The 23,282-nt window shown below is 73.4% G+C and carries 23 protein-coding genes; 13 read left to right on the plus strand and 10 right to left on the minus strand.

Annotated features, from left to right (window positions below; translation table 11 throughout):
* Nucleotides 1-358: 358 nt before the first annotated feature.
* Nucleotides 359-1,078 carry an IclR family transcriptional regulator NdgR gene (gene ndgR / locus AB0M28_RS17855; RefSeq protein WP_365405088.1) on the minus strand — a complete coding sequence of 240 codons (720 nt, stop codon included), beginning with the start codon at nt 1,076-1,078 and terminating at the stop codon, nt 359-361.
* 156 nt (nt 1,079-1,234) lie between these two features.
* Here ndgR and leuC point away from each other — a divergent pair, with 156 nt between their 5' ends.
* The 5 genes from leuC (at nt 1,235) to AB0M28_RS17880 (ending at nt 4,717) form a co-directional block, all read left to right on the plus strand.
* Entirely contained in the window at nt 1,235-2,659 is a 1,425-nt protein-coding gene (gene leuC / locus AB0M28_RS17860) for a 3-isopropylmalate dehydratase large subunit (RefSeq protein ID WP_365405091.1), read from the plus strand.
* Nucleotides 2,660-2,664: 5 nt separating this feature from the next.
* Nucleotides 2,665-3,270 carry a 3-isopropylmalate dehydratase small subunit gene (gene leuD / locus AB0M28_RS17865; RefSeq protein WP_365405094.1) on the plus strand — a complete coding sequence of 202 codons (606 nt, stop codon included), beginning with the start codon at nt 2,665-2,667 and terminating at the stop codon, nt 3,268-3,270.
* Nucleotides 3,271-3,408: 138 nt separating this feature from the next.
* Entirely contained in the window at nt 3,409-3,621 is a 213-nt protein-coding gene (locus AB0M28_RS17870) for a hypothetical protein (protein WP_365405097.1), read from the plus strand.
* Between the two features lie 126 nt (nt 3,622-3,747).
* Nucleotides 3,748-4,416 carry an HU family DNA-binding protein gene (locus AB0M28_RS17875; protein WP_365405100.1) on the plus strand — a complete coding sequence of 223 codons (669 nt, stop codon included), beginning with the start codon at nt 3,748-3,750 and terminating at the stop codon, nt 4,414-4,416.
* A gap of 97 nt (nt 4,417-4,513) precedes the next feature.
* Entirely contained in the window at nt 4,514-4,717 is a 204-nt protein-coding gene (locus AB0M28_RS17880; RefSeq protein ID WP_365405103.1) for a hypothetical protein, read from the plus strand.
* On the opposite strand, the gene cofC is transcribed toward AB0M28_RS17880, so the two are convergent.
* Nucleotides 4,689-5,354 carry a 2-phospho-L-lactate guanylyltransferase gene (cofC, locus tag AB0M28_RS17885; RefSeq protein WP_365405106.1) on the minus strand — a complete coding sequence of 222 codons (666 nt, stop codon included), beginning with the start codon at nt 5,352-5,354 and terminating at the stop codon, nt 4,689-4,691. The genes AB0M28_RS17880 and cofC overlap by 29 nt on opposite strands.
* A 191-nt stretch (nt 5,355-5,545) precedes the next feature.
* Here cofC and AB0M28_RS17890 point away from each other — a divergent pair, with 191 nt between their 5' ends.
* Genes AB0M28_RS17890 through AB0M28_RS17900 form a run of 3 tightly spaced genes read left to right on the plus strand, consistent with a single transcriptional unit; the run spans nt 5,546 to nt 8,551 of the window.
* Nucleotides 5,546-6,370, plus strand: a complete 825-nt coding sequence (locus AB0M28_RS17890; RefSeq protein ID WP_365405108.1) for a lysophospholipid acyltransferase family protein — start codon at nt 5,546-5,548, stop codon at nt 6,368-6,370.
* Nucleotides 6,367-7,368 carry an NAD(P)H-dependent glycerol-3-phosphate dehydrogenase gene (locus tag AB0M28_RS17895; RefSeq protein WP_365405111.1) on the plus strand — a complete coding sequence of 334 codons (1,002 nt, stop codon included), beginning with the start codon at nt 6,367-6,369 and terminating at the stop codon, nt 7,366-7,368. The genes AB0M28_RS17890 and AB0M28_RS17895 overlap by 4 nt, the downstream gene beginning before the upstream one ends.
* A 34-nt stretch (nt 7,369-7,402) precedes the next feature.
* Nucleotides 7,403-8,551 (plus strand): D-alanine--D-alanine ligase family protein, encoded by a 1,149-nt coding sequence (locus AB0M28_RS17900; RefSeq protein WP_365405114.1) that lies wholly within the window; start codon nt 7,403-7,405, stop codon nt 8,549-8,551.
* Nucleotides 8,552-8,561: 10 nt separating this feature from the next.
* Here AB0M28_RS17900 and AB0M28_RS17905 read toward each other — a convergent pair whose 3' ends face one another.
* The 3 genes from AB0M28_RS17905 to AB0M28_RS17915 form a co-directional block, all read right to left on the minus strand.
* Nucleotides 8,562-8,942, minus strand: coding sequence for a PPOX class F420-dependent oxidoreductase (locus AB0M28_RS17905; RefSeq protein ID WP_365405117.1), 381 nt, complete (start codon nt 8,940-8,942; stop codon nt 8,562-8,564).
* A gap of 71 nt (nt 8,943-9,013) precedes the next feature.
* Nucleotides 9,014-10,444 carry a hypothetical protein gene (locus tag AB0M28_RS17910; RefSeq protein ID WP_365405120.1) on the minus strand — a complete coding sequence of 477 codons (1,431 nt, stop codon included), beginning with the start codon at nt 10,442-10,444 and terminating at the stop codon, nt 9,014-9,016.
* Between the two features lie 77 nt (nt 10,445-10,521).
* Entirely contained in the window at nt 10,522-12,141 is a 1,620-nt protein-coding gene (locus AB0M28_RS17915; RefSeq protein WP_365405123.1) for a WxL domain-containing protein, read from the minus strand.
* Nucleotides 12,142-12,365: 224 nt separating this feature from the next.
* On the opposite strand from AB0M28_RS17915, the gene AB0M28_RS17920 reads away from it, so the two are divergent.
* Nucleotides 12,366-12,869, plus strand: coding sequence for a hypothetical protein (locus AB0M28_RS17920; protein WP_365405126.1), 504 nt, complete (start codon nt 12,366-12,368; stop codon nt 12,867-12,869).
* A gap of 91 nt (nt 12,870-12,960) precedes the next feature.
* On the opposite strand, the gene AB0M28_RS17925 is transcribed toward AB0M28_RS17920, so the two are convergent.
* Together AB0M28_RS17925 and AB0M28_RS17930 are read right to left on the minus strand one after the other, a co-directional pair.
* Nucleotides 12,961-13,449 (minus strand): DUF3515 family protein, encoded by a 489-nt coding sequence (locus AB0M28_RS17925; protein ID WP_365405129.1) that lies wholly within the window; start codon nt 13,447-13,449, stop codon nt 12,961-12,963.
* Between the two features lie 22 nt (nt 13,450-13,471).
* On the minus strand, nt 13,472-13,705 hold the full coding sequence (locus tag AB0M28_RS17930) for an Lrp/AsnC ligand binding domain-containing protein (protein ID WP_365405132.1): 234 nt from the start codon (nt 13,703-13,705) through the stop codon (nt 13,472-13,474).
* Between the two features lie 170 nt (nt 13,706-13,875).
* Here AB0M28_RS17930 and AB0M28_RS17935 point away from each other — a divergent pair, with 170 nt between their 5' ends.
* Both AB0M28_RS17935 and thiD read left to right on the plus strand, forming a co-directional pair.
* Nucleotides 13,876-14,838, plus strand: coding sequence for a thiamine-phosphate kinase (locus AB0M28_RS17935; protein ID WP_365405135.1), 963 nt, complete (start codon nt 13,876-13,878; stop codon nt 14,836-14,838).
* The gene (gene thiD, locus AB0M28_RS17940) at nt 14,838-15,635 is read left to right on the plus strand and encodes a bifunctional hydroxymethylpyrimidine kinase/phosphomethylpyrimidine kinase (RefSeq protein ID WP_365405138.1); all 798 of its coding nucleotides are present in this window, start codon (nt 14,838-14,840) and stop codon (nt 15,633-15,635) included. The genes AB0M28_RS17935 and thiD overlap by 1 nt, the downstream gene beginning before the upstream one ends.
* Before the next feature lie 10 nt (nt 15,636-15,645).
* Here thiD and AB0M28_RS17945 read toward each other — a convergent pair whose 3' ends face one another.
* The gene (locus tag AB0M28_RS17945; protein WP_365405141.1) at nt 15,646-16,272 is read right to left on the minus strand and encodes a LysE/ArgO family amino acid transporter; all 627 of its coding nucleotides are present in this window, start codon (nt 16,270-16,272) and stop codon (nt 15,646-15,648) included.
* A 69-nt stretch (nt 16,273-16,341) separates the two neighbouring features.
* Here AB0M28_RS17945 and AB0M28_RS17950 point away from each other — a divergent pair, with 69 nt between their 5' ends.
* Nucleotides 16,342-17,253, plus strand: coding sequence for a LysR family transcriptional regulator ArgP (locus tag AB0M28_RS17950; protein WP_365405144.1), 912 nt, complete (start codon nt 16,342-16,344; stop codon nt 17,251-17,253).
* Between the two features lie 25 nt (nt 17,254-17,278).
* Here the strand turns inward: AB0M28_RS17950 and AB0M28_RS17955 are convergent, their stop codons facing one another.
* Both AB0M28_RS17955 and AB0M28_RS17960 read right to left on the minus strand, forming a co-directional pair.
* Nucleotides 17,279-17,878: a GNAT family N-acetyltransferase gene (locus AB0M28_RS17955; protein ID WP_365405147.1), complete on the minus strand. Its 600-nt coding sequence runs from the start codon at nt 17,876-17,878 to the stop codon at nt 17,279-17,281.
* The gene (locus tag AB0M28_RS17960; RefSeq protein WP_365405150.1) at nt 17,859-20,009 is read right to left on the minus strand and encodes a penicillin acylase family protein; all 2,151 of its coding nucleotides are present in this window, start codon (nt 20,007-20,009) and stop codon (nt 17,859-17,861) included. Before AB0M28_RS17960 ends, AB0M28_RS17955 begins: the two co-directional genes overlap by 20 nt.
* A 308-nt stretch (nt 20,010-20,317) precedes the next feature.
* On the opposite strand from AB0M28_RS17960, the gene AB0M28_RS17965 reads away from it, so the two are divergent.
* Nucleotides 20,318-23,272, plus strand: a complete 2,955-nt coding sequence (locus tag AB0M28_RS17965) for an AAA family ATPase (RefSeq protein ID WP_365405153.1) — start codon at nt 20,318-20,320, stop codon at nt 23,270-23,272.
* The last annotated feature ends 10 nt before the right edge of the window (nt 23,273-23,282 follow it).

Below are 23,282 nucleotides of genomic sequence, written 5' to 3' on the forward strand. Positions count from 1 at the left end.
AACGCAGCCGGATGCAGCACCCCGCACCCGCGCAAACCAGCCCGTACGGCAACCCCAGCCCGTCCGGCGTTTGAGGACTTCGGGCGAAGCCCGAAACGCGCCGCAGGCGCAAGCACGACCGCAGGACACAGCCCGGCGCAGCCGAACGCAGCCGGATGCAGCACCCCGCACCCGCGCAAACCAGCCCGTACGGCAACCCCAGCCCGTCCGGCGTTTGAGGACTTCGGGCGAAGCCCGAAGCGCGCCGCAGGCGCACGCATGGCCGCAGGGGCGCAGCACACCGCACCCGCGGGAAACCAGCCCGTCCGGCGCCTGAGGACCACGGGCGAAGCCCGGAGAGGGAGGGGGTGGGGCGGCGTCAGCCGCCGTTGCGGCGGAGCGCCTCCGAGAGGCGCGAGGCGGCGTCCACGACCGCCTGCGCGTGCATGCGGCCGGGGTGGCGGGTGAGGCGTTCGATCGGGCCGGAGACGGAGACCGCCGCCACGACGCGGTTCGACGGGCCGCGGACGGGGGCCGAGACGGAGGCGACGCCCGGTTCGCGTTCGCCGACGGACTGGGCCCAGCCGCGGCGGCGGACACCGGACAGGGCCGTGGCGGTGAAGCGCGCGCCCTGCAGTCCGCGGTGGAGGCGCTCCGGCTCCTCCCAGGCCATGAGGACCTGGGCGGCCGAGCCTGCCTTCATCGGGAGCGTGGAGCCCACCGGGACCGTGTCCCGCAGGCCGGAGAGGCGCTCCGCCGCGGCCACGCAGATCCGCATGTCTCCCTGACGCCGGTAGAGCTGCGCGCTCTCCCCCGTCACATCGCGCAGGTGCGTGAGCACCGGCCCCGCCGTGGCGAGCAGCCGGTCCTCGCCCGCGGCCGCCGCCAGCTCCGAGAGCCGCGGGCCGAGGATGAAGCGCCCCTGCATGTCCCTTGCCACCATGCGGTGGTGTTCCAGCGCCACCGCGAGGCGGTGAGCCGTGGGCCGGGCCAGGCCAGTGGCGGAGACCAGGCCGGCGAGGGTCGCCGGTCCGGACTCCAGAGCGCTGAGAACCACCGCGGCCTTGTCGAGTACGCCGACGCCGCTAGAGTTGTCCATGCAACGATATTCACGTCTCACACTGTGAAACGCAAGTTCAATTTTCCGTGAGACCAGCCACTCTGTTGGGACGGGTCACCGTCCGACACGTGGAGATCGGGCGGCGCGTTCCCCGTATGCCCCGGCTCCACGACTCACACCGATGATGGGAAAGCGATGGGACGGACACTCGCGGAGAAGGTCTGGGACGACCACGTCGTCAGGCGCGCGGAAGGCGAGCCGGACCTCCTCTACATCGATCTGCATCTGCTGCACGAGGTCACCAGCCCGCAGGCGTTCGACGGCCTGCGGAAGGCCGGCCGGCAGGTGCGGCGCACCGATCTGACCATCGCCACCGAGGACCACAACACCCCGACCCTCGACATCGACAAGCCGATCGCCGACCCGGTCTCCCGCACCCAGTTGGAGACCCTGCGCAAGAACTGCGCCGACTTCGGCGTCCGTCTGCACCCGCTGGGCGACGTGGAGCAGGGCGTCGTCCACGTGGTGGGCCCGCAGCTGGGCCTGACCCAGCCGGGGACGACCGTGGTGTGCGGCGACAGCCACACCTCCACCCACGGCGCGTTCGGCGCGCTGGCGTTCGGCATCGGCACCTCGCAGGTGGAGCACGTGCTGGCCACGCAGACCCTGCCGATGGCCCGGCCGAAGACCATGGCGATCACCGTCAACGGCGAACTGCCCGACGGCGTCACCGCCAAGGACCTGATCCTGGCGATCATCGCCCGGATCGGTACGGGCGGCGGCCAGGGTTACGTCCTGGAGTACCGCGGCGAGGCCGTCGAGAAGCTCTCGATGGAGGCCCGGATGACGGTCTGCAACATGTCGATCGAGGCCGGCGCCCGGGCGGGGATGATCGCCCCGGATGAGACGACTTTCAACTACCTGCGCGACCGCGCGCACGCCCCGCAGGGCGCGGACTGGGACGCGGCCGTCGCGTACTGGAAGACGCTGAAGACGGACGCCGACGCCGAATTCGACGCCGAGGTCGTCATCGAGGCAGCCGAGCTGGCGCCGTTCGTCACCTGGGGCACCAACCCCGGCCAGGGCGCGCCCCTCTCGGCGAGCGTGCCGGACCCGGCCGCCTACGAGGACCCGAGCGAGCGGCTGGCCGCCGAGAAGGCCCTGGAGTACATGGGTCTTGAGGCGGGACAGCGGCTGCGCGACATCTCCGTCGACACGGTCTTCGTGGGCTCCTGCACCAACGGGCGGATCGAGGACCTGCGCTCGGCGGCGGGCGTGCTGGACGGGCGCCAGGTCGCGAGAGGCGTACGGATGCTGGTGGTGCCGGGTTCGGTGCGCGTGGCGCTGCAGGCCGTCGAGGAGGGCCTGGACAAGGTGTTCACCGCCGCCGGTGCCGAATGGCGCCACGCCGGCTGCTCGATGTGCCTGGGCATGAACCCGGACCAGCTGGCCCCCGGCGAGCGCTCCGCGTCCACCTCCAACCGCAACTTCGAGGGCAGGCAGGGCAAGGGCGGCCGGACCCATCTGGTCTCGCCGCAGGTCGCCGCCGCGACCGCCGTGCTGGGGCACCTGGCCTCCCCCGCCGACCTGTCCGACGTCCCGACGCCCGCTGGAGTCTGAGCACCATGGAAGCGTTCACCACCCACACCGGCCGGGCCGTTCCGCTGCGCCGCAGCAACGTCGACACCGACCAGATCATCCCCGCGCACTGGCTGAAGAAGGTCACCCGCGACGGGTTCGAGGACGGGCTCTTCGAGGCCTGGCGCAAGGACCCGGAGTTCGTGCTCAACCGGCCGGAGCGCGCGGGCGCCACCGTGCTGGTCGCGGGCCCCGACTTCGGCACCGGCTCGTCCCGCGAGCACGCCGTCTGGGCGCTGCAGAACTACGGCTTCAAGACGGTCATCTCGGCCCGCTTCGCCGACATCTTCCGCGGCAACTCGCTGAAGAACGGTCTGCTCACCGTGGTCCTCGACCAGAAGCACGTTGACGCCCTGTGGCAGCTCACCGAGGCGGACCCGCAGGCGGAGATCACCGTTGACCTGGTCGAACGCCAGGTTCGGGCCGCCTCACCCGAAGGCGACCTGATCGCCGGCTTCGAGCTGGACGAGAACGCCCGCTGGCGTCTTCTGAACGGTCTGGACGACATCTCCATCACCCTGACGAACGAGTCCGACATCGCGGCCTACGAAAAGTTGCGCCCCGCCCACAAGCCCCGCACAATCCAGGCCTGACCCCGGCCGGTCCCCGCACCGGCCCCCACGGCGCCCCCTGCTCAGGCACCTCGCGAGCAGGGGGCGCCGTCGTGTGCGGAGGCACGGACGTTGGCGCGGCGCCGGGCGACAACTCGCCCCAGATGACACAATCGGCGCATGGAGGACGATGGCCAACTCGCGCTGTACGAGGCGGTGGCCGCGCGTCTGAAGGAGGCGCACGCGCTGGTCCGCGCGTTGGACGCGCCCGAATCCGAACGGGCCCTCGCCACAAGGCGGTTGCTCGCCGTCACCGCGGTCGCCAAGCACGATCTGGCCGTCGCGGCGCAGCGCCTGGACGCTCTCATCGAGGAGCTGAAGGGGCGCACCTGAGGTTTCGAGGTGTTGCGACACGAGGGTGATTCGACCGTTTCGCGTTTGATTTGCGGTATATCTCTGCCTAACGTGCGAAAAGGCTTGAACAATTCGTTCTCGCACAATGTCTCCGAAGGGGAAGACGTGAACAAGGCACAGCTCGTGGAAGCGATCGCCGACAAGCTGGGTGGTCGGCAGCAGGCGGAGGCCGCGGTCGACGCGGTGCTGGACGGGATCGTCCGCGCGGTGTGCGGGGGTGAGCGCATCTCCGTCACCGGCTTCGGCTCCTTTGAGAAGGTCGAGCGCCCGGCCCGCTACGCCCGCAACCCGCAGACCGGCGAGCGCGTCCGGGTCAAGAAGACCTCGGTGCCGCGCTTCCGCGCCGGCCAGGGCTTCAAGGACCTGGTGAGCGGGACCAAGAAGCTGCCGAAGTCCGGTGAGACCGCGGTCAAGAAGGCGCCGAAGGGCTCGCTCAGCGGCGGCACGGCCACCAAGAAGGCGACCACGAAGAAGGCCACCGCCAAGAAGACGACGGCCAAGAAGGCCGCCACCAGGAAGACGGCGGCCAAGAAGACCACGGCCGCCGCGAAGAAGACCACGGCGAAGAAGGCCACCTCCGCCGCGAAGAAGACCACGGCGAAGAAGACGGCGACCAAGGCCGCCGCCAAGAAGACGACGGCGAAGAAGGCCGCCACCGCGAAGAAGACCGTCGCGAAGAAGGCCCCGGCCAAGAAGGCCACCGCCAAGAAGGCGCCGGCGAAGAAGACGACCACGCGGAAGACCACCGCGAAGAAGGCGGCTGCCAAGAAGTGAGCGACACCGGCGGCGACGCCGGCGACAGCAGGGCCGGAACCCGTCGGGGGTGTCCGGCCCGCGGTCGTTGTGGGGCCGGTGCTTGTACCGTGGCCCCATGCAGGCCACCGCGTACACGTATGACGCTTCGACCCGTTCCGGCAGTGTCCTTCTGGACGACGGTACGCCGGTGTCCTTCGACGCGGACGCGTTCGACGCCGGCGGGCTGCTGCTGCTGCGGCCCGGTCAGCGGGTGCGGATCGAGGTCTCGGGGTCGGGCGACGCCCGGCGGATCACGCTGGTGACCCTTCAGACCTTCTGAGGGCCGCCAGCGCCGTGTGGCGGCCCACCCCGAGGCGCAGCGCCTCCTCCAGGTTCTCCGGTGTGTCCACGTCCCGTCGGACCGTCTCCACGTCCCACAGGCACAGCTCCGTGGCGCCCGACGCCAGATGGCGGGCCCTGGACGCGCCGCCGAAGGACGGGGCGAGGTCCGTGGCCGGGGCCGCGGTCAGCAGGGTGGTGCCGACGCCGTCCGCGTCCGCCAGGAACGTGCGGCCGCCGTGGCGCCGGGCGGCGTCGAGGACGAGCGCCAGCTCCACCGGCCGCAGGGCCGGCAGGTCCGCGTTGAGTGCGGCGACGAAGGCGTGCGGGAGGCGGGAGCGTACGACCCTCGCGCCGTGGGCCAGGGCGGCGTTCAGGCCGCCCTGCGGGGTGTCCGCCGTCACCAGGGCGCCGAGCGCCGAGAGCTCCGCCCGGGCCGCGGGATCGTCCGTGACAACGGTCACATCCCGCACGGAGGGGCACGCCAGCACCGCGGCGACCGTGTCCAGGGCGAAGGCCAGCGCCAGCCGGGGGCGGTCCGCGGGGCCCGCGGCGCGCTCCAGCCGGCTCTTGGCCAGCCGCAGCGGCTTCAGGGGCACCACGACGCTCCACACGCCGGTCCCGGGTTCCTCGGTCACCGCGTCATTCTCCCGTCCGTACGCCGCGACGGCCGCTCCGCCCCCGCCGGGCGGCGTCCCTGGGCGGACCACGTCGGCCGGGGCGGCGGACTCGTATAGGCGTACGGTGTTCTCGACAGACCTGATGACCTGGGGAGACACTTGTGCGGTTGCCCAGGCTTCGAACCTCTGAAGGCGAGGAGAATAGATCCGTGTCCCGGCACAGAATCGGTTTCTGGTACCGCCTGGCCGCGGCTATCTGCAAGCCGCCGCTCGTGGTGCTCTTCAAGCGTGACTGGCGGGGCATGGAGAATATGCCTGCCGACGGGGGATTCATCACCGTCGTGAACCACAACTCGTACCTGGATCCGCTCTCCTACGCGCACTTCCAGTACAACACCGGCCGCGTCCCGCGATTCCTCGCCAAGGACGGCCTGTTCAAGAAGGGCTTCGTCGGCTCCTTCATGCGCGGGACCGGGCAGATCCCCGTCTACCGGGAGTCCACCGACGCCGCCAAGGCCTTCCGCGAGGCCGTCGCGGCGATCGACGGGGGCGAGTGCGTGGCGTTCTACCCCGAGGGCACGCTCACCCGCGACCCGGACCTGTGGCCGATGACCGGCAAGACCGGCGCCGCCCGGGTCGCCCTGGAGACCGGCGCCCCGGTGATCCCCGTCGCCCAGTGGGGCGCGAACCACGCGCTGCCGCCGTACGGGAAGCCGAAGCTGTTCCCGCGCAAGACCTTCCGCGTGCTGGCGGGCCCGCCGGTGGACCTCTCCGCGTTCGCCGGCATGGAGCCGACGCCCGAGGTGCTGAAGCAGGTCACGGACGTGCTGATGAACGCCGTGACCGGGCTGCTGGAGGAGCTGCGCGGCGAGAAGGCGCCCGCGGAGCGCTACGACCCGGTCAAGGTCCGGGCGGAGCAGCGGCGCCGGAGCGCCGCGGCCCGTAAGAAGGCGGACGGGACGGCGGCCACGGCCCCGGCCGGCGCCGTCGACTCCTCCGACTCCTCCGACGAACAGGGCAAGGAGAGCAAGTGACGCGGGTTGCGGTCTTCGGTACGGGGTCGTGGGGCACCGCCTTCTCCATGGTGCTCGCCGACGCCGGCTGCGAGGTGGTCATGTGGGGCCGCCGGGCGGAGCTGGTGGACGCGATCAACACCACCCGGACGAACCCGGACTACTTCCCCGACCTGACGCTGCCCGACCGCGTCCGGGCCACCACCGACCCGGCCGAGGCCGCGGCCGGCGCCGAGTTCACGGTGCTCGCGGTGCCCTCGCAGACGCTGCGCGGCAATCTCGCCCAGTGGGTGCCGGTGCTGCACGAGGGCACGGTGCTCGTCAGCCTGATGAAGGGCATCGAGCTCGGCACGGTGAAGCGGATGAGCGAGGTGATCGAGGAGGTCGCCAAGGTCCCGGCCGAGCGGGTCGCCGTCCTCTCCGGCCCCAACCTGGCCCGCGAGATCGCCCAGCGCCAGCCCGCCGCGGCGGTCGTGGCCTGCGCGGACGAGTCGGTCGCCAAGCGGCTGCAGACGGCGTGCATGACGCCGTACTTCCGCCCGTACACCATCACCGACGTCGTCGGCTGCGAGCTGGGCGGCGCGGTGAAGAACGTGATCGGGCTCGCCGTCGGCATCGCGGACGGGATGGGGCTGGGCGACAACGCGAAGGCGTCGCTGATCACCCGGGGGCTGGCCGAGACGATGCGGCTGGGCGCGGCGCTCGGCGCCGACCCGCGCACCTTCGCCGGTCTGGCCGGCATGGGCGACCTGGTCGCCACCTGCTCCTCCCCGCTGTCGCGCAACCACACCTTCGGCATCAACCTCGGCCGGGGCATGACCCTGGCGGAGACCATCGCCGTGACGAAGCAGACCGCGGAGGGCGTGAAGTCCTGCGAGTCGGTGCAGGACCTGGCCCGGCGCAACGGGGTCGACATGCCGATCACGGACACGGTCGTGTCGATCGTCCACGACGGAAAGCAGCCGCTCGTCGCGGTGAAGGAGCTGATGACGCGCCGGGCCAAGGCCGAGGGGCACTGACGTGCGGGCTCTCACCAGGTAGGGTCGTCGCGATATGAGCAGCGAGCACTCCTCCCACAGCCATGACAAGAAGCCCCGCGTCGCCGTCGTCTTCGGCGGGCGCAGCTCCGAGCACGGCATCTCGGTGGTCACCGCCGGCGCCGTGATGGCGGCCATCGACCGGTCCAAGTACGAGGTGCTGCCGATCGGCATCACCGCGGACGGCCGCTGGGCGCTCACCGCCGACGACCCCGAGCGGATGGCGATCACGGACCGCAAGGTGCCGAGCGTCGAGGAGCTGGTGGAGTCGGACACCGGCGGCGTGGTCATGCCGCTGAACCCGGGCAGCCGCGACGTCGTCTACACCGAGCCGGGCCAGGTGCCCAAGGCACTCGGCGAGGTCGACGTGGTCTTCCCGGTGCTGCACGGCCCGTACGGCGAGGACGGCACCATCCAGGGCATGCTCGACCTCGCGGGTGTCCCGTACGTCGGCTGCGGCGTGCTGGCCTCGGCGGTCGGCATGGACAAGGAGTACATGAAGCGGATCTTCGTCTCGTACGGACTGCCGGTCGGCCCGTACGTCGTGATCCGCGCGCGGGAGTGGGACCAGGACCCGTCGGGCGCCCGCCGCAAGGTCGTGGACCTGGCCGGGGAGCACGGCTGGCCGCTGTTCGTGAAGCCGTCGCGGGCGGGGTCGTCCATGGGCATCACCAAGGTCGACGGCCTGGAGGGGCTGGAGGACGCGCTGGAGGAGGCGCGGCGCCACGACCCCAAGGTCATCGTCGAGGCCGCGGTCAGCGGCCGGGAGATCGAGTGCGGTGTCCTGGAGTTCGAGGACGGCCCGCGGGCGAGCGTGCCGGCGGAGATCCCGCCGGTCTCCGCCCACGACTTCTACGACTTCGAGGCCAAGTACATCGACTCGGCGGACGGCCTCGTCCCCGCCCCGCTGACTCCCGAGGAGACGGCGCGGGTCCAGGAGCTGGCCGTGCAGGCCTTCGAGGCGGTGTCCGGCGAGGGGCTGGTGCGGGCGGACTTCTTCCTGACGGAGTCCGGTGAGTTCGTCATCAACGAGATCAACACGATGCCGGGCTTCACGCCGATCTCGATGTACCCGCGGATGTGGCAGGAGTCGGGTCTGTCGTACCCGGAGCTGGTGGACCGGCTGATCCAGGCGGCCCTGCGCCGGTCCACGGGGCTGCGCTGAGGCACCGCGGTCAGAGCGTGACCGTCAGGCCGGTCATCGGCTTGCGGCGGATGCGCAGGGCGCGGGCCAGCGCGTTCCCGATGCGCGACGTGGGGTAGCGGCGCGCCAGGAGCGCGCGGGCCTGCGCGGTACCCGCCTCGTCCAGGAGCCGCGCGGTGCCGGGAGCCGTCCCGGCGCCGGGGGCGGTCCGGCCGCGGACGTCGCACGCGGCCACCGTCACCGAGGCGTTGGCGCGGATGCGTTTGACCTTCCACGAGTCCGCGGGGGTCACCACCCACAGCGCGCCGTCGTGCTCGACGTACCACACGGGGGTCGCGACCGGCGTACCGTCCTTGCGGTAGGTGGTCAGGCTGATGTACTTGCTGCGGCGGATCTCGTCGATGGCGGACACGCCCGGAGTGTAACCGCGGGACCCGCCGCCACGGCAGCGGGTCCCTCTGTCGCCTGCGGGGTGCTCCGCACCTACTTCTGGGAGACGGTGAGCGGCGTGGACGCGCTCAGCGTGCCGCTGGTCACCCGGAGTTCGTACCCGCCCTTCGCCGTGCCGGACGCGATCGTCACCGTGCCGCTCAGCATGCCGGATGCGTCCGTGCTCAGGGCGGAGGCGCTGATCCGCGAGGCGTCGCAGCCGCTGCCGTCGGACAGGCAGAGCGTGGCGGTGGGCGTGACGCCGGCCGGCCAGCCGGTGCCGGAGAGCGCGACGGACCGGCCCGGCTTCACCGTGCCCGCGCCCGTCGAGACGGTGGGGACGGTGACCGTGAACGGCGCGATCACGGCGGTGTCGGCGTTGTTGCTCTCCTTGACCCGGATCGCGGCGACGGCGTCACTGGCGACGGTGTAGTCGAGCGCGAAGGTGCCGTCGGGGGTGCTCTTGACGAACACGCCCGTGCCGAGCACGACGCCCGCCGCGTCCAGGCCCTCCGCGATGATCCACCGGTCCTGGAAGTAGTCGCTGCCGGTGACGCGTACGACGGTGCCGACCGGGCCACTGGCCGGGCTGAGCGCGATGGTGCGCGGGCCGGCGGGCACGAACTGGGCCACGCCCAGCGCCGCGGTCGCCTCCTTGGTGCCGTCGTTCACGCGGATCAGGTACGAACCGTCGGGCACCCGGGTGGCCTCCTGGAGCGTGACCGTGCCGCTCAGGTTCCCGGACGCGTCGATGGCCAGGGCGGTGGCCTTCACCTTCGCCGGATCGCAGCTGCTGCCGTCGGCGAGGCACAGCGCCGCCGCCGGTGTGCCGCCCGGGGTCCAGCGCGTCCCCGACAGGGTGACGGCCGTGTTGGGCTTCACCGGGGACGTGGGCGCGGTCAGCGTGGCCGGCAGGGTGGACGGGTCCTGGGCGGTGACCGTGTCGACCACCCCTCCCCCGCCGACCACGTCGCACGGCGTGGAGAACGTGGTGCCGAACACCACGGTCTGCGTCTGGGTGCGCACCGGCGTGAAGTCGACGGGCCCGGCGGCGTTCGCGGGGAGGAAGAAGTCGCCCTCGTAGACGGGCATCACGAGAGGCTGCCCCGCCACGATGTCCATGATGATCTGGGGTCCCCGGACCGTGACGGTGCCGGTGGCGCCGCCCGACATGGCCAGGTCGATGCTGGGCGTGGTCGGTACGTCGTTGAGCGTGGTGCCGGGGATCGCGGGGCTGGCGCCGAGCGTGACGGTGGCGTGCACCTGGGCGCCCGCCTCGGCGGTGTCCGGGGTGAGCTCGACGGTCATCTCCTGCGGGCCGGTGGCCTCGCCCTGGCCGGCGGGCAGTACGCAGTGCACGGTGGGCGTCACGGTCCCGGCGTGGGCGGCGGGCGCGAGGGCCACCAGCCCCCCGGTGCAGCCCAGCACGAGGGCGGAGAGGGTCGCGACGAGCGTGCGGATCCTGGGTGTTCGTACCGCGTCCATGCGGGTCCTTCCAGGTATCTGGGCACGGCGGCGCGCGCCCGCCGGGGGGCGGGGACGGGCGCGGCGGCCGTGGGGGGTCAGCTGAGCGTGAGGGTGAGCAGGGCCGTGTACCGGCCGGGCTGGACGACCATGGGCACCTGCAGGCCCAGACCGGCGTCCACGTCGTAGATGCCGAGGGAGCTCGTCCCGCCGGGTGCGACCTGGCAGAGCGTGGCCGCGGTGGAGCCGAGCGGCGTCGGCGTGCCCGCCTGCGGGGTGCCGAGGCTGCCGGTCTGGGCGGCGCAGGCCGGGGTCCAGGTCACGGCGTTGGCCGGGATGGAGCCGGCGGCGCCGTTGTCGAACGGCGTCAGCGTGCCGGTCAGCGACCAGCCGGTGTCGACACCGCGGGCGTCGGTGACCGTCACCCGGTTCAGCCGCGCCTGGAGCGAGCGGTCCGCGGCGTCCAGGTCGACGGTGCCGAAGTCGACGGAGTCGCCGGCCTGTTCCATGGAGAGCGGTCCGGTCTCGACGGTGACGTTCACCGTCTGGTCGGCCGTGCCTCCCCCGCCGCCCTCGGGGGCCACGGTGAAGGGCTTGGTGAGCGTGGTGTCGGAGTTGTTGCCCTCCTTGACCCGGATGCCGGCGATGGTGTCGGCGAAGACCGTGAAGTCCAGGGCGAAGGCGCCGTCGGGGGTGCTCTTGACGAACACGCCGGTGCCGAGCGGTACGCCGGCCGCGTCCACGCCCTCCGCCACGATCCACCGGTCCTGCAGATAGTTCGTGCCGGTCACGCGGACCACCGTGCCGACGGGGCCCCGGGCCGGGCTGATGCTGATCGCCCGCGGGCCGGTGGGCACGAACTGGGTGACGGTCAGCGGGGCCGTCGCCTCCTTCGTCCCGTCGTTGACGCGGATCAGGTACGAGCCGTCGGGCACCCGGGTGGCCTCCTGGAGCGTGACCGTGCCGCTGAGGCTCCCGGCGGCGTCGATGGCCAGGGCGGGCGACTTGAGCTTGGCCGCGTCGCAGCCGCTGCCGTCGGCCTTGCACAGCGCCGCCGCGGGAGTGCCTCCGGGCGTCCAGCGCGTCCCCGACAGCGGGACGGCGGTGTTGGGCTTCACCGGCGCGGTGGGCGCGGCCAGCGTGGCCTGTTCGCCTCCGGTGCCCTGGGCGGTGACCGTGGCGACGGTGCCGCCGCCGCTGGTGACGGTGCACGGGGTCTCGAAGTTGTTGCCGATGACCAGCGTGCGGGTCAGGGTGCGCACCGGGGCGAAGGCGATCTCGCCCGAGGCGTCCGCCGGGACGAAGAAGTCCCCCTCGTACGGCGGGATCACGATGTGCTCCCCCGCCACGATGTCGACCGGGACCGTCGGGCCGGTCACGGTGACCGTGCCCGTGGCGCCGCCGGACATCGCCAGGTCGATGCTCGGCGTCGTCGGGACCTGCGGCAGGTCGAAGCCGCTGGTGGCGGGGCTGGGCCCGAGGGTGACCCGGGCGTGGACCTGGCCGCCGGGCTCGACGACCGCGGGTGTGAGCTCGACCGTCATGTCCTGCGGACCGGTCGCCTCGCCCTGCCCGGCGGGGAGCACGCAGTGCACGGTCGCGGTGACGGTGCCCGCGACGGCGTACTCCGGTGCCGCGGCGCCGGTCAGCGCCAGGAGCAGGGTTCCTCCCGCGAGCGCTGCGGCCCAGCGGCGTCTTCGTCCGAGCGGTCCACCCATCGCCTGACACCCTTTCAGATTGAACGACTCCGGTTATTGACGGAGTGTCAGATAGAGAAGTCAAGGGCCGAGTGGGCAATTCGCTTGAATGTCTTGAACCTGCCAAGCGAACTCCGGCAAGCGCTTGACTTCTTCGGTGATCACGGCTTCACTCCGCCCTCGTTGCCGGGCCCGGCATGCGGACTTCAGCCGAAGCCGCAGGAACCGACCGGAAGGACACCCGTATGTCCCAACGCAGGCTCTGCGCCCTGGCCGCCGTGACGACGGCCGGTGCGATCGGCGCCGTTTTCGGACTCTCAGCCTCGGCGGCCGCCGTCACGCCGGCCACCGCGACCGCGAGCTTCGACTGCGGCACCTGGGGCAGTGGTAGCGCCACGCTGACCGCGGCCGACTCGGGCGGGGTCAAGTCGATCAGGTTCGACTCGAGCGCGATCAAGATCCCGCCGGACACCTTCGTCGACCCGAACACGCTCACCACGACCGCGCGCTTCACCAAGAACGGCGGCAGCACGCCCGATGCGGTGTTCTCCGGCACGGTCAACCCGCCGATGGACCCCGGCAGTGACGTCACCATCGGGCCGATCCCGCTGACCTCGGCGAACCTGTCGGCCGGTGACACGACCAACTCGTACACGGCCGCCTGGTCGATCCGCATCCAGCCGCCGGGCGGCGTCGCTGCGGTGGACTGCACGGCCACGAGTTCGCAGTCGTCGGCCTTCACCTGGTAATCGCAGAACCCGGTCGCGGCGGGCGCTAATTTGTCATGCGCATAGCAATTACGTCCGCCGCGATCAGCTCCGGTACGGCCGTCCCGGCCCGTCAGGACTCGGCCGGGACGGCCGATTTCACCCCCGCCGAGATGCCGCCGGCCACCATGCCTATCTCCGGCGCGTAGCGCTCGGGGACCGCGACCTCCACGAACGCCGCACGGCCCACCGTCGTGAAGCGGTAGCCCTCGTCCGTGTCCTCCAGCAGCCAGTCCACCCCATCCACCTGGGCCGCGTCAGCCGTGGGGTTGTAATGTTCTGTGCCCGGTGTGAGCACATCGGGCCGGGGCACACCGCAGCGCAGCGTGACCGCGGGATCGCCCCACGCCGCCGTGTACACGGAGGCGGGGGACGTCTCGCGGCTCTTCAGGCCGTCGCCGACGGTCCGCGGCAGCCGCTTCGCGAGCGCCTCGCAGTACGCCTTCGCCCCCGCGGACGGCCGCGGCGCGGACACGTCTGCCGCGCCCCCGTCCGACGAGGACGAACACGCGGCGGTCAGTGCCACGGCGAGCAGGAGGACGGCGGGTCGTGCGGACGGCATCACCGGTTGAGCATACGGGGGGTCAGAGATGGACGACCGGGCAGGTCAGGGTGCGGGTGATGCCTTCCACCTGCTGCACCTTCGCGACGACGAGCCGGCCGAGGTCGTCGACCGTGTCCGCCTGGGCGCGCACGATGACGTCGTACGGTCCGGTGACATCCTCGGCCTGGATGACCCCGGGGATCTTCGCGATGATCTCAGCCACGGTCGACGCCTTTCCGACCTCGGTCTGGATCAGGATGTACGCCTGTACCACGGGACCTCCAGGAGGCGGCTACGAGGATCATGTGGGGAGGGAGAAGCCACGCTATCGCGTCCGGGTGTACGGGGGCGAGACTTCTGCCGGGCCTCCAGGGCGGAGCGGCGAAGCGGAAAGTTGACGACAATGGCGTTCGGACGCATAGCGACGATCGAGGAGTCGAGCCTGTGAAGGGAACCGTGGGCGAGCTGGGTGAGTTCGGGCTCATCCGCGAGCTGACCTCGCGGCTGACCACCACCCCGGCCGTCCGGCTGGGTCCCGGGGACGACGCCGCGGTGATCAGCGCGCCCGACCGCCGGGTCGTGGCCAGTACGGACGTACTGCTGGAGGGGCGGCACTTCCGCCGCGACTGGTCTACAGCCTATGACGTGGGGCGGAAATCCGCCGCTCAGAACCTCGCGGACATCGCCGCGATGGGCGCCGTGCCCACGGCGCTGCTGCTGGGCCTGATCGTGCCGGCCGAGCTGCCGGCGACGTGGGCGACGGAGATGATGGACGGCCTGCGCGACGAGTGCCAGGTCGCGGGCGCGGCCGTGGTGGGCGGCGACGTGGTGCGCGGCGAGAAGATCACCATCGCGATCACGGCGCTGGGCGATCTGCAGGGCCACGAGCCGGTGACCCGCTCCGGGGCGCGTCCCGGGGACGTGGTGGCCGTGACGGGCTGGCTGGGCTGGTCGGCGGCCGGGCACGCGGTGCTGGCGCGGGGCTTCCGCTCGCCGCGCGCGTTCGTGGAGGCGCACCGGCGCCCGGAGCCGCCGTACCAGGCGGGGCCGGCGGCGGCGGGGCTGGGCGCGACGTCGATGACGGACGTGTCCGACGGGCTGCTGGCGGACCTGGGGCACGTGGCGACGGCCAGCAAGGTGCGTATCGACGTACGCTCGGACGCCTTCGACGTACCGACGCAGATGGCGGACATCGGCCGCGCGGTCGGTGTCGACCCGCTGCGGTGGGTGCTCACGGGCGGCGAGGACCACGCGATCGTGGCGACGTTCCCGCCGAACCGCCAGCTGCCCGCCCGCTGGCGGGTGGTCGGCGAGGTGCTGGCACCGGCCGCGACGCCGCAGGTGACCGTCGACGGCAAGGTGTGGGCGGCGGGCGGCGGCTGGGACCACTTCTCGGCGGACGAGTGATGCTGCCGCCCGTACTTACTGTGGCCGGTTCCGACTCCGGTGGCGGGGCCGGGATCCAGGCCGATCTGAAGACGATGCTGGCGCTGGGCGTCCACGGTATGAGCGTGCTGACGGCCGTCACGGCGCAGAACTCGCTGGGCGTCCACGGCGTCTGGGAGCTGCCGGTGGAGGCGGTACGGGCGCAGTTCCGGGCCGTGGCCGACGACATCGGGGTTGCTGCGGTGAAGACCGGCATGCTGGCCTCGGCGCCGCTGGTGTCGGCCGTCGCGGAGCTGGCGTCGGGGGCGGGCGCCCCGCTGGTGGTGGACCCGGTCGGCATGTCGAAGCACGGCGACCCGCTGCTGGCGGCGTCGGCGCTGGACGCGATGCGGGGCGAGCTGCTGCCGGTGGCCACCGTGGCGACGCCGAACCTCGACGAGGTCGCCCAGCTCACCGGTGTCGTCGTGGCGTCCGCGGACGACATGCCGCGGGCGGCCGAGGCGCTGCTGGGCTTCGGTCCGCGCTGGGTGCTGGTCAAGGGCGGCCATCTGGGGTCCGGGGACGCCGTGGACCTGCTCACGGACGGTACGGTCCAGCACTGGCTGCGGGCGCCGCGCCACGACAACCGCCATACGCACGGCACGGGTTGCACCCTGGCGAGCGCGATCGCCGCGCGGCTGGCGCTCGGGGACGGGGTGCCGGAGGCGGTGGCGGCGGCGAAGGAGTACGTGACGGGGGCGATCGCCGCGGGGTTCGCCGTGGGGGCGGGGATCGGGCCGGTGGATCACGGGTGGCGGTTTCGTATACCCCCGCGATGACGTACCGCCCTCAGAGCGTCCGCACCAGCAGCGTCCCGCCCATGACCAGCATGGTCACCGCGACCAGCGTGTCCAGCGCCCGCCAGGCGGACGGACGGGACAGGACGCCGCCGAGCAGCCGGGCGCCGTAGCCGAGGCCCGCGAACCACACCAGGCTGGCGGTCATCGCGCCGACGCCGAAGACCCAGCGCAGCGAGCCCCGGTCGGCGGCGACGGAGCCGAGCAGCAGCACGGTGTCCAGATAGACGTGCGGATTGAGCCAGGTCATCGCGAGGCACGTGAGCACGGCGGTGCGTATCGACCCGGTGGCCGCGCCCTGGGCGCTGAGACCCTGCGCGACGGCGGGCCGCAGGGCGCGGCGGGCGGCCAGGGCGCCGTAGCAGAGCAGGAAGCCGCCGCCGGCCAGCCCGACGGCCGTCAGGGCCGCCGGATAGGCGGTGACCAGGGCGCCCAGGCCCGCCACGCCGAGGGCGATGAGGAGCGCGTCGGACGCGGCACAGATCCCGACCACCGCGAGCACGGCCTGCCGTCGCGCGCCCTGGCGCAGCACGAACGCGTTCTGCGCGCCGATGGCGACGATGAGGGAGAGGCCAGTGCCGAAACCGGCGACGGCCGCCGGGAGAATGCCGCTGTTCATGCCCTCGACGCTAGGTTTCGCGCGGCCATTAGTACAGCTTAGGTTTCTTAGGCTGCTTAAGCTGAGCTTATGGACCTGCCTCTCGACCATGTACGCACCCTCCTCGCGGTCGTCGACGAGGGCACCTTCGACGCCGCCGCGGCGGCCCTGCACATCACGCCGTCCGCCGTCAGCCAGCGGGTGAAGGCCCTGGAGCAGCGCACCGGCCGGGTGCTGGTGCTTCGTACGAAGCCGGTCCGGCCGACGGAATCCGGCCAGGTGGTGGTCCGCTTCGCGCGTCAGCTGGCGGCGCTGGAGCGGGACGCGCAGGCCGAGCTGGGCATCGCGGACACGGCGGGCCCGGCCCGTATCGCCATCGCGGTCAACGCGGACACGCTGGCGACGTGGTTCCTGCCCGCGCTGACGCGCGTACCGCAGGATCCGCCGGTCTGCTTCGAGCTGCACCGGGAGGACGAGTCGCACACGGCCGCGCTGCTGCGGGAGGGCCAGGTGATGGCGGCGGTGACGTCGGCGTCGGAGCCGGTGGCGGGCTGCACGGCGCGCCCGCTGGGGCGGGCGCGGTATCTGCCGGTGGCGAACCCGGAGTTCGCGGAGCGGCACATGGCGGGCGGCCCGGTGCGGGAGCGCCTCCCCGGGGCGCCGACGATCGTGTTCGACCGCCGGGACGAGCTGCAGGACCGCTTCGTCCGCGCCTTCGCCCCGGGCGCTGCGGGGGCGAGCCGGTTCCGGCACTACGTGCCGACGTCGGAGGGTTTCTGCGACGCGGTGACGGCGGGGCTGGGGTGGGGACTGGTGCCGGAGCAGCAGGCGTTGCCGCTGCTGCGCTCGGGCGCGCTCACGCGTCTGATCCCGGACCGCCATCTCGACGTACCGCTGTACTGGCAGCAGTGGAAGCTGGACGTCCCGGCCCTGGCGCTGACGGCGGAGGCGGTCGCCGCGGCGGCGGCGGAGGCGCTGCACGGTGGGGCGGTCCTCGCGTGAGGGGCGGCGGGCACGGCGGGCCCTCTCACCCCAGCCCTGCCGCCTCCCGGGTGAGGAACGCCAGCTGCGCCCGCTTGGCCGGGAGGTACACCTCGGGGAGGTCCACCTCCGGGAGCACGACGTCCGGCCCCAGGGTGAAGCCCGCGCGCGTCAGGCGGGCGATCGCGGGCTCGTTCGCCGCGTCCGGATCTGCGACGAGGCGGTGGCGGGACGCGTCCGCGAAGAGGAAGCCGAAGACGCCCCGGAGCAGGCCCGCGGTGAAGCCCCGCTGCGGGGCGCCCGCGGCGGGGGCGACGAGCAGGTGCAGGCCCAGGTCGCCGGGCTGCGGCTCGTACGTCTCGCCGACCCGGTCCGCCTCCGGCTCGTACGTCTGCAGGAGCGCGGCCGGTGTGCCGTCCCGGCGTACCAGGAAGGCGTGGTGGGTGGTGTACGCGTCGAGGGAGCGGTAGACCTCGCGGACGTCGTCGCGGGTCGCGTCCGCCATCCCCCAGAAGCGGGCCCGCTCGCCGGTCACCCAGGCGTGGAGCAGGTCGAGGTCCGCGTCGGGGTCGACGGGCGTGACGGTGACGTGGCCGAAGCCGGGGACGTGCCGGGCGTACGCGGTGTCACGGCCGTGGCTGGTCATCGGGCTCCTTGGTGAGGCGGGTGAAGTCGGTGACGACGGGGATCAGTTCGCCCGCCGCCCAGCGGGGCAGCTGGTCGCGGTGGTGGGGATGGCCGGGGATGCCGACCGCGCCCAGGGGAACGGCCCACAGACTGCGCGAACGGTCGGCCAGGTCCCAGACGTAACGGGCGGCCGAGCCGCGGGCGAAGCGGTCGGTGAGGCCGGGGACACTGGAGGTCGCGAGCACGCAGTCGTGGTCGCCGCCCGTGCCGGGCCAGGAGTCGCTCTCCCCGGGCAGCGCCTGCCAGGGCGCGAGGCGGTGGACCTCGCCCCAGGGCCGCGGCGCGCCGGCGCGGGCGGCCTCCTCAAGGGCGTCGCGGACCAGCGCGGGCCGGTCGACGTCCAGGGTGCGGTCGCGCAGCAGGTGCTCCAGCGCGTACGCGACGCGCGGGAGGAGCGCCAGCCAGGGCGCGAACACGGCCGGGTACGGCGTCGGTTCGGTCAGCGGCGCGAGCGCGGGGTGCGCGGCGAGGCGGCGTACGACGGCGGCGCGGAGGGCGGCGAAGGCGGTGGCGTCGGTGCTGTCGGCGGCCATCCGCCGGTCCCAGGCGAGCAGGCGGTCGCGCAGGGCTGCCGCCTGAGGGGTGAGGCCGTCGTGCGGGGGCACGGGAGTGGGGCCGTCGTGCGGGGCGGCCAGGAGGTCCAGTAGGGGCGTGGCGGAGGCCAGATACGTGTCGGTGTGGACGGAGGCCATCGCCTCCGGGGTCCACTCGGCCGACTGCGCGAGCAGTGCGCCGATCCGGTCGGCGCGGTGCGGGGGCGCGAACTCGACGCCGAAGGGGGACGAGATCCCGCGTTCGTTGGCCATCACCGCGGTCGGCCCGGTGATCGTCGTACGGGGCATGGGCTCGGGTTCGGGGCCCCAGGCGTACGCCGTGTCCCAGGCGGCCACGACGCCCTTCCGGTTGTCCGTGTGGCGCCGCGGTACCCGTCCGGCCACGCGGTGCAGCAGGCCGCCGGCCGTGTCCGCGGCGAGGACGACGTTGACCGGCTCGGTCCAGCCGTCGAGCGCCCGGTCCACGTCGGCCACGGTGCGGGCGCGCAGCAGCGCGGGCAGGGCGGCGAAGCCCAGGTCCTCCCAGACGCGGGCGGGGGTGCGGAGGCTGAGGGCGTGGCCTTCGGCGGGCTCGGAGCCGGGTCCTGCGTCGGGCCCGGTTTTGGGTCCTGCGTCGGGCCCGGCGTCGGGTCCGCCGGCGACGATCGGGCCCCTTCCGGTCTCGATCACCTCGACCTCGATCGCCTGCGCGCCGGCGACCTCGACGGTCGTGGTCCGGGTCCGTACCGGCTGCCAGCCGTCCGGGCCGAGGGCCTCCACGCGGCCGGCGCCGCGGCGGCGCAGGCGCTCCTCGTAGAGGTCCTGGTAGTCGGCCATCGCGTTGGTGATGGCCCAGGCCACGCCGCCGGTGTGGCCGAAGTGGGCCACGCCCGGTACGCCGGGGACGGCCAGGCCCACCACGTCGTACTCCGGGCAGACGAGGTGGATCTGCTGGTAGACGCCGGGGTCCTCGATGAAGCGGTGCGGGTCGCCGGCGATGACGGGGGCGCCGGAGGCTGTGCGTTCGCCGGTGACGAGCCAGCCGTTGCTGCCCGCGGTGCCGGGACCGTCGGCGGCGAACAGGCCGACCGCGTCGGGGCCGAGGCGGCGGGTGGCGGTCTCGCGCCACAGCTTGGCGGGGAAGCCGGCGAAGAGGAGGTGGTGCGAGAGCCAGACGGCCAGCGGCGTCCACGCACGCCAGCGCCCGGGGCGCAGACCGCTCGCCGCGAACTCCGGTGCCCGGCGGGCGCCTTCGGCCAGCCCGGCGTTGACACCGGCGACGTAGGCCCACACCCAGCCGGCCGTCGCGGCGTCGAGGGCGGCGTAGCAGCGTCGTGCGGTGTCGTCGAGAAGGGCGCGGCGGGCCAGGACGTCCCAGTCGGCGGACCCGGGCCCGAGGAAGGCGGCGGAGGTCCCCTGCGACCGGTGGCGTTCGGTCTCGAGCTGCCAGGCGCGGTCGAGGGCGGCGTTGCAGCCCTGGATCCAGGCCAGCTCGTCGGCGCTGTCCGCACGGAGATGGGGGATGCCCCAGGCGTCGCGGTGGACGTCGGTTGCCACGGTGCGGGTTCCTCACGGGTCGCCGGTTGATTAGGTAAGGCTGACCTAACTTATGCGGTGGTCGGCGGGGAAGCAATCCGGGGCTGGGTACAGATGTCACTGGGTGAGGCTCGCGGACGTCATCGGTGCGGCCTTCGCTGATGCCGTTGTTGCGGCCTTCGCGGATGTCACGGCCGGGGCCCTCGCGGATGTCACCGGCCATCGGCGACGAACGTCGCTTCCGCCGCGACCTCCGGCTCTGCGATGATCCAAACGGTCGGCAGGCAGGGGAGGAATCATGAGGGCACGTGACTGCGGGGTGAGCGGCCGTGGCGTCTGAGCCGCGGGCGCCGGACGGGCCCGCCGGTGCGGCGCCGGGGTTCGTCGGGCGCGCGGACGAACTCGGGACGCTCGTGGGGGCGCTGCGGTCGGGGGCCGCCCTCGTGGTGGTCGAGGGTGAGCCCGGGATCGGCAAGACGCGGCTGGTGCGGCACGCCCTCGGCACGCTCGGCGGGCGGAACGCGCTGTGGTGCACCGCTCCCCCGCTCTCCGAGCCGTTCCCGCTCGGGCCGGTCGTCGACGGGGTACGGCGGCTCGCCGGGGACAAGGTGCCGGGCGACCTCAGCCCCATAGCCGGTGCGCTCAGGCCGCTCTTCCCCGAATGGGCGGAGCTGCTGCCGCCGCCGCTGGACCAGCAGCAGACGACAGCGGGCGCCACCCGCCACCGGGTGTTCCGCGCGCTGGCCGAGCTGCTCGACCGGCTCGCGGTGGACGTCCTGGTCCTGGAGGACGCCCACTGGGCGGACCCCGTCACGCTCGAACTCCTCCTCGCCCTGCTCGCCGCCGGTGACGCCCGGCGGTCGGTGCTGGTGACGTACCGGCCCGCGGAGATCGGGGAGTCGTCGCCCCTGCTGCGGCTCACCTCGCGCACCCCGCCCGGGATGAGCCGGGTCAGGATCGAGCTGGGCCCGCTGTCCGCGGCGGAGACCAGTCGGCTGGTGGGCTCCATGTTCGGCTCCGAGGAGGTCTCCTCCGACTTCGCGGCCTTCCTGCGGGAGCGCACCGACGGGGTGCCGCTCGCCGTGGAGGAGTGCGTACGCCTGCTCGCGGACCGGCGCGACATCGTCCGCCGCGAGGGACGGTGGATACGGCGGGTGCTGGACGAGCTGGAAGTCCCCGCCACCGTGCGGGACTCGGTCCTGGAGCGGCTGACGCGGCTCCCGCCCGCGGCCCGGCGCCTGCTGGAGGCGGCGGCGGTCCTCGGCGTCCCGGCCGGTACGTCCCTGCTCGCCGAGGTGGCCGGAGGGCCGGCGGACGACACGGCTGAGGGTCTGGAGACGGCGCTGTCGTCGGGGCTGCTCCAGGAGAGCGGCACGGGGCGGTTCGTGTTCCGGCACGGGCTGGACGCCCAGGCGGTCGGCGAGGCCATGCCCGTCTCCCGCCGGCGCCGGCTGCACGCGCGGGCCGCGGCGGCGTGGGAGGGGCGCGATCCGGACGCGCTGGAGCGCCTCGCCCACCACAGCCGCGAGGCCGGTGACCTCGACGGCTGGTGCCGGTACGCCGAGGCGGGGGCGGACGTGGCCGTGCGGGCCGGGGACGACCGGCACGCGGTGACGCTGCTGCTCCAGCTCCTCGCCGTCGTCGACGCGCCCGTCGAGCGGCGCGGGGGGCTGGCGGCGAAGCTGGGCGAGGCCGTGTTCTACGGCGGCGCGGCGCTCGGCGACATCGTCGACCAGGTCGTGGAGACGATGCACCGGGTCCTCGACGACCCCCGGCTCGGCCGGGGCGACCGGGGCGAACTGCGGCTGCTGCTCGGGCGGATGCTGTGGCGCGCGGGGCGGCGTACGGCGGCGTTCGCGGAGTTCGAGGCCGCGATACCCGATCTGGGGCACCGGCCGGACCTGGCCGCCCTGACCATGTGCAATCTGGCGCTGCCCGTGGTGCCCGAGTGGCCCGCCGCCCGCCATCTCGGCTGGCTGGCGCGCGCGGAGGAGCTGGCCCGGGGCGTCGAGTCGGCGCATCTGGAGATAGCCGTCCGCACGGCACGGGCGTCGACGCTGCTGCTGCTCGGCGACGCGTCGGCGTGGACGGGCGTGACCGAGGCGCGGCGCCGCGAACCGGACGAGCCGCGCTCCCGCGTCCTGCTCGCCACGGGGCTGCTCAACGTGGCCAACGCGGCTCTGCCGTGGGGGCGTTACGAGGAGATCCGCGGGCTGCTGCGCGCCGCGACCGAGCTGATACCGGTCTCCGAGCACCATCGCGTCGCGGACGGCTCCCGGTTGATCGAGGCCATCCTCGACTGGCACACCGGCACCTGGGAGGGGCTCGACGCGACTATGTCGCGCCTGGCGGACGCGGAGACGACGGAGGTGCACGACGCGCTGGTCGCCCGGATGCTGGCGGACCTGGTGCGACGGGTGACCGGGCCTGCCGTCGAGGACGACGGGGCGCTGCGGGCGGTGGCCGGCGAGCTGCACGCGCTCGGCATCGCGGAGCCGGTGGCGCTGCTGCCGTTCGCGGTCCTCGGCCGCTCCGCCCTCCAGGACGGCGAACCGGAGGCGGCGCTCGCGGTGACCACACCCGGGGCGGAGGCGGTCGCCGCGAAGGGCGTGTGGCTGTGGTTCACGGACCTGGCACCCGTGCACGTCGAGGCGCTGCTGCGGCTGGGCCGCCGCGCGGAGGCGGAGACCCTGGTGTCGGCGTACGCGGAGGCGGTCGGCCAGGCGGGCGCGGCGGCGTCCGTGGCCGGTACGGAGGCGTCCGCTGCCGCGAGCGCGGCGGTCCGCGTCTGCGGTGCGGTGCTCGCGGAGCACGCCGGTGACGGGGAGACGGCGGTGGAGCTCTACCGTGCGGCGGCGGAGCTGTGGGCCTCGGCCCCGCGCCCGTACGACGAGCTCCTCACGCTCGAGTCCCTGGGCCGCTGCCTGCTGTCGGACGACCGGCGCGACGAGGCCCTGGCGGTCCTCCGCGAGGTGCACACGCGGCTGGACTCGCTGGGCGCCCGCCGCGACTCGGACCGGGTCGCCCGTGTGCTGCGGGGCGAGGGCGACGAGGTGGCACGCACCTGGCGCCGCGGCCGGCGCGGTTACGGCGACGAACTCTCCCCGCGCGAACGGGAGGTGCTGACCCTGGTGGCCCGTGGTCTGACGAACCGCGAGGTGGCGGAGGCGCTGTTCCTGTCCCCGCGCACGGTGGGGCGCCACCTCGGCTCCGCGATGAAGAAGCTGCGCGTCACGACGCGGACGGCCGCCGCGATGGCGGCGGCCGAGGCGGGCCTGCTCTGAGCCTCCCTCT

Origin of the sequence: Streptomyces sp. NPDC051940, assembly GCF_040680895.1 — a bacterium.
In the GTDB taxonomy this organism is placed as follows: Bacteria; Actinomycetota; Actinomycetes; order Streptomycetales; family Streptomycetaceae; genus Streptomyces.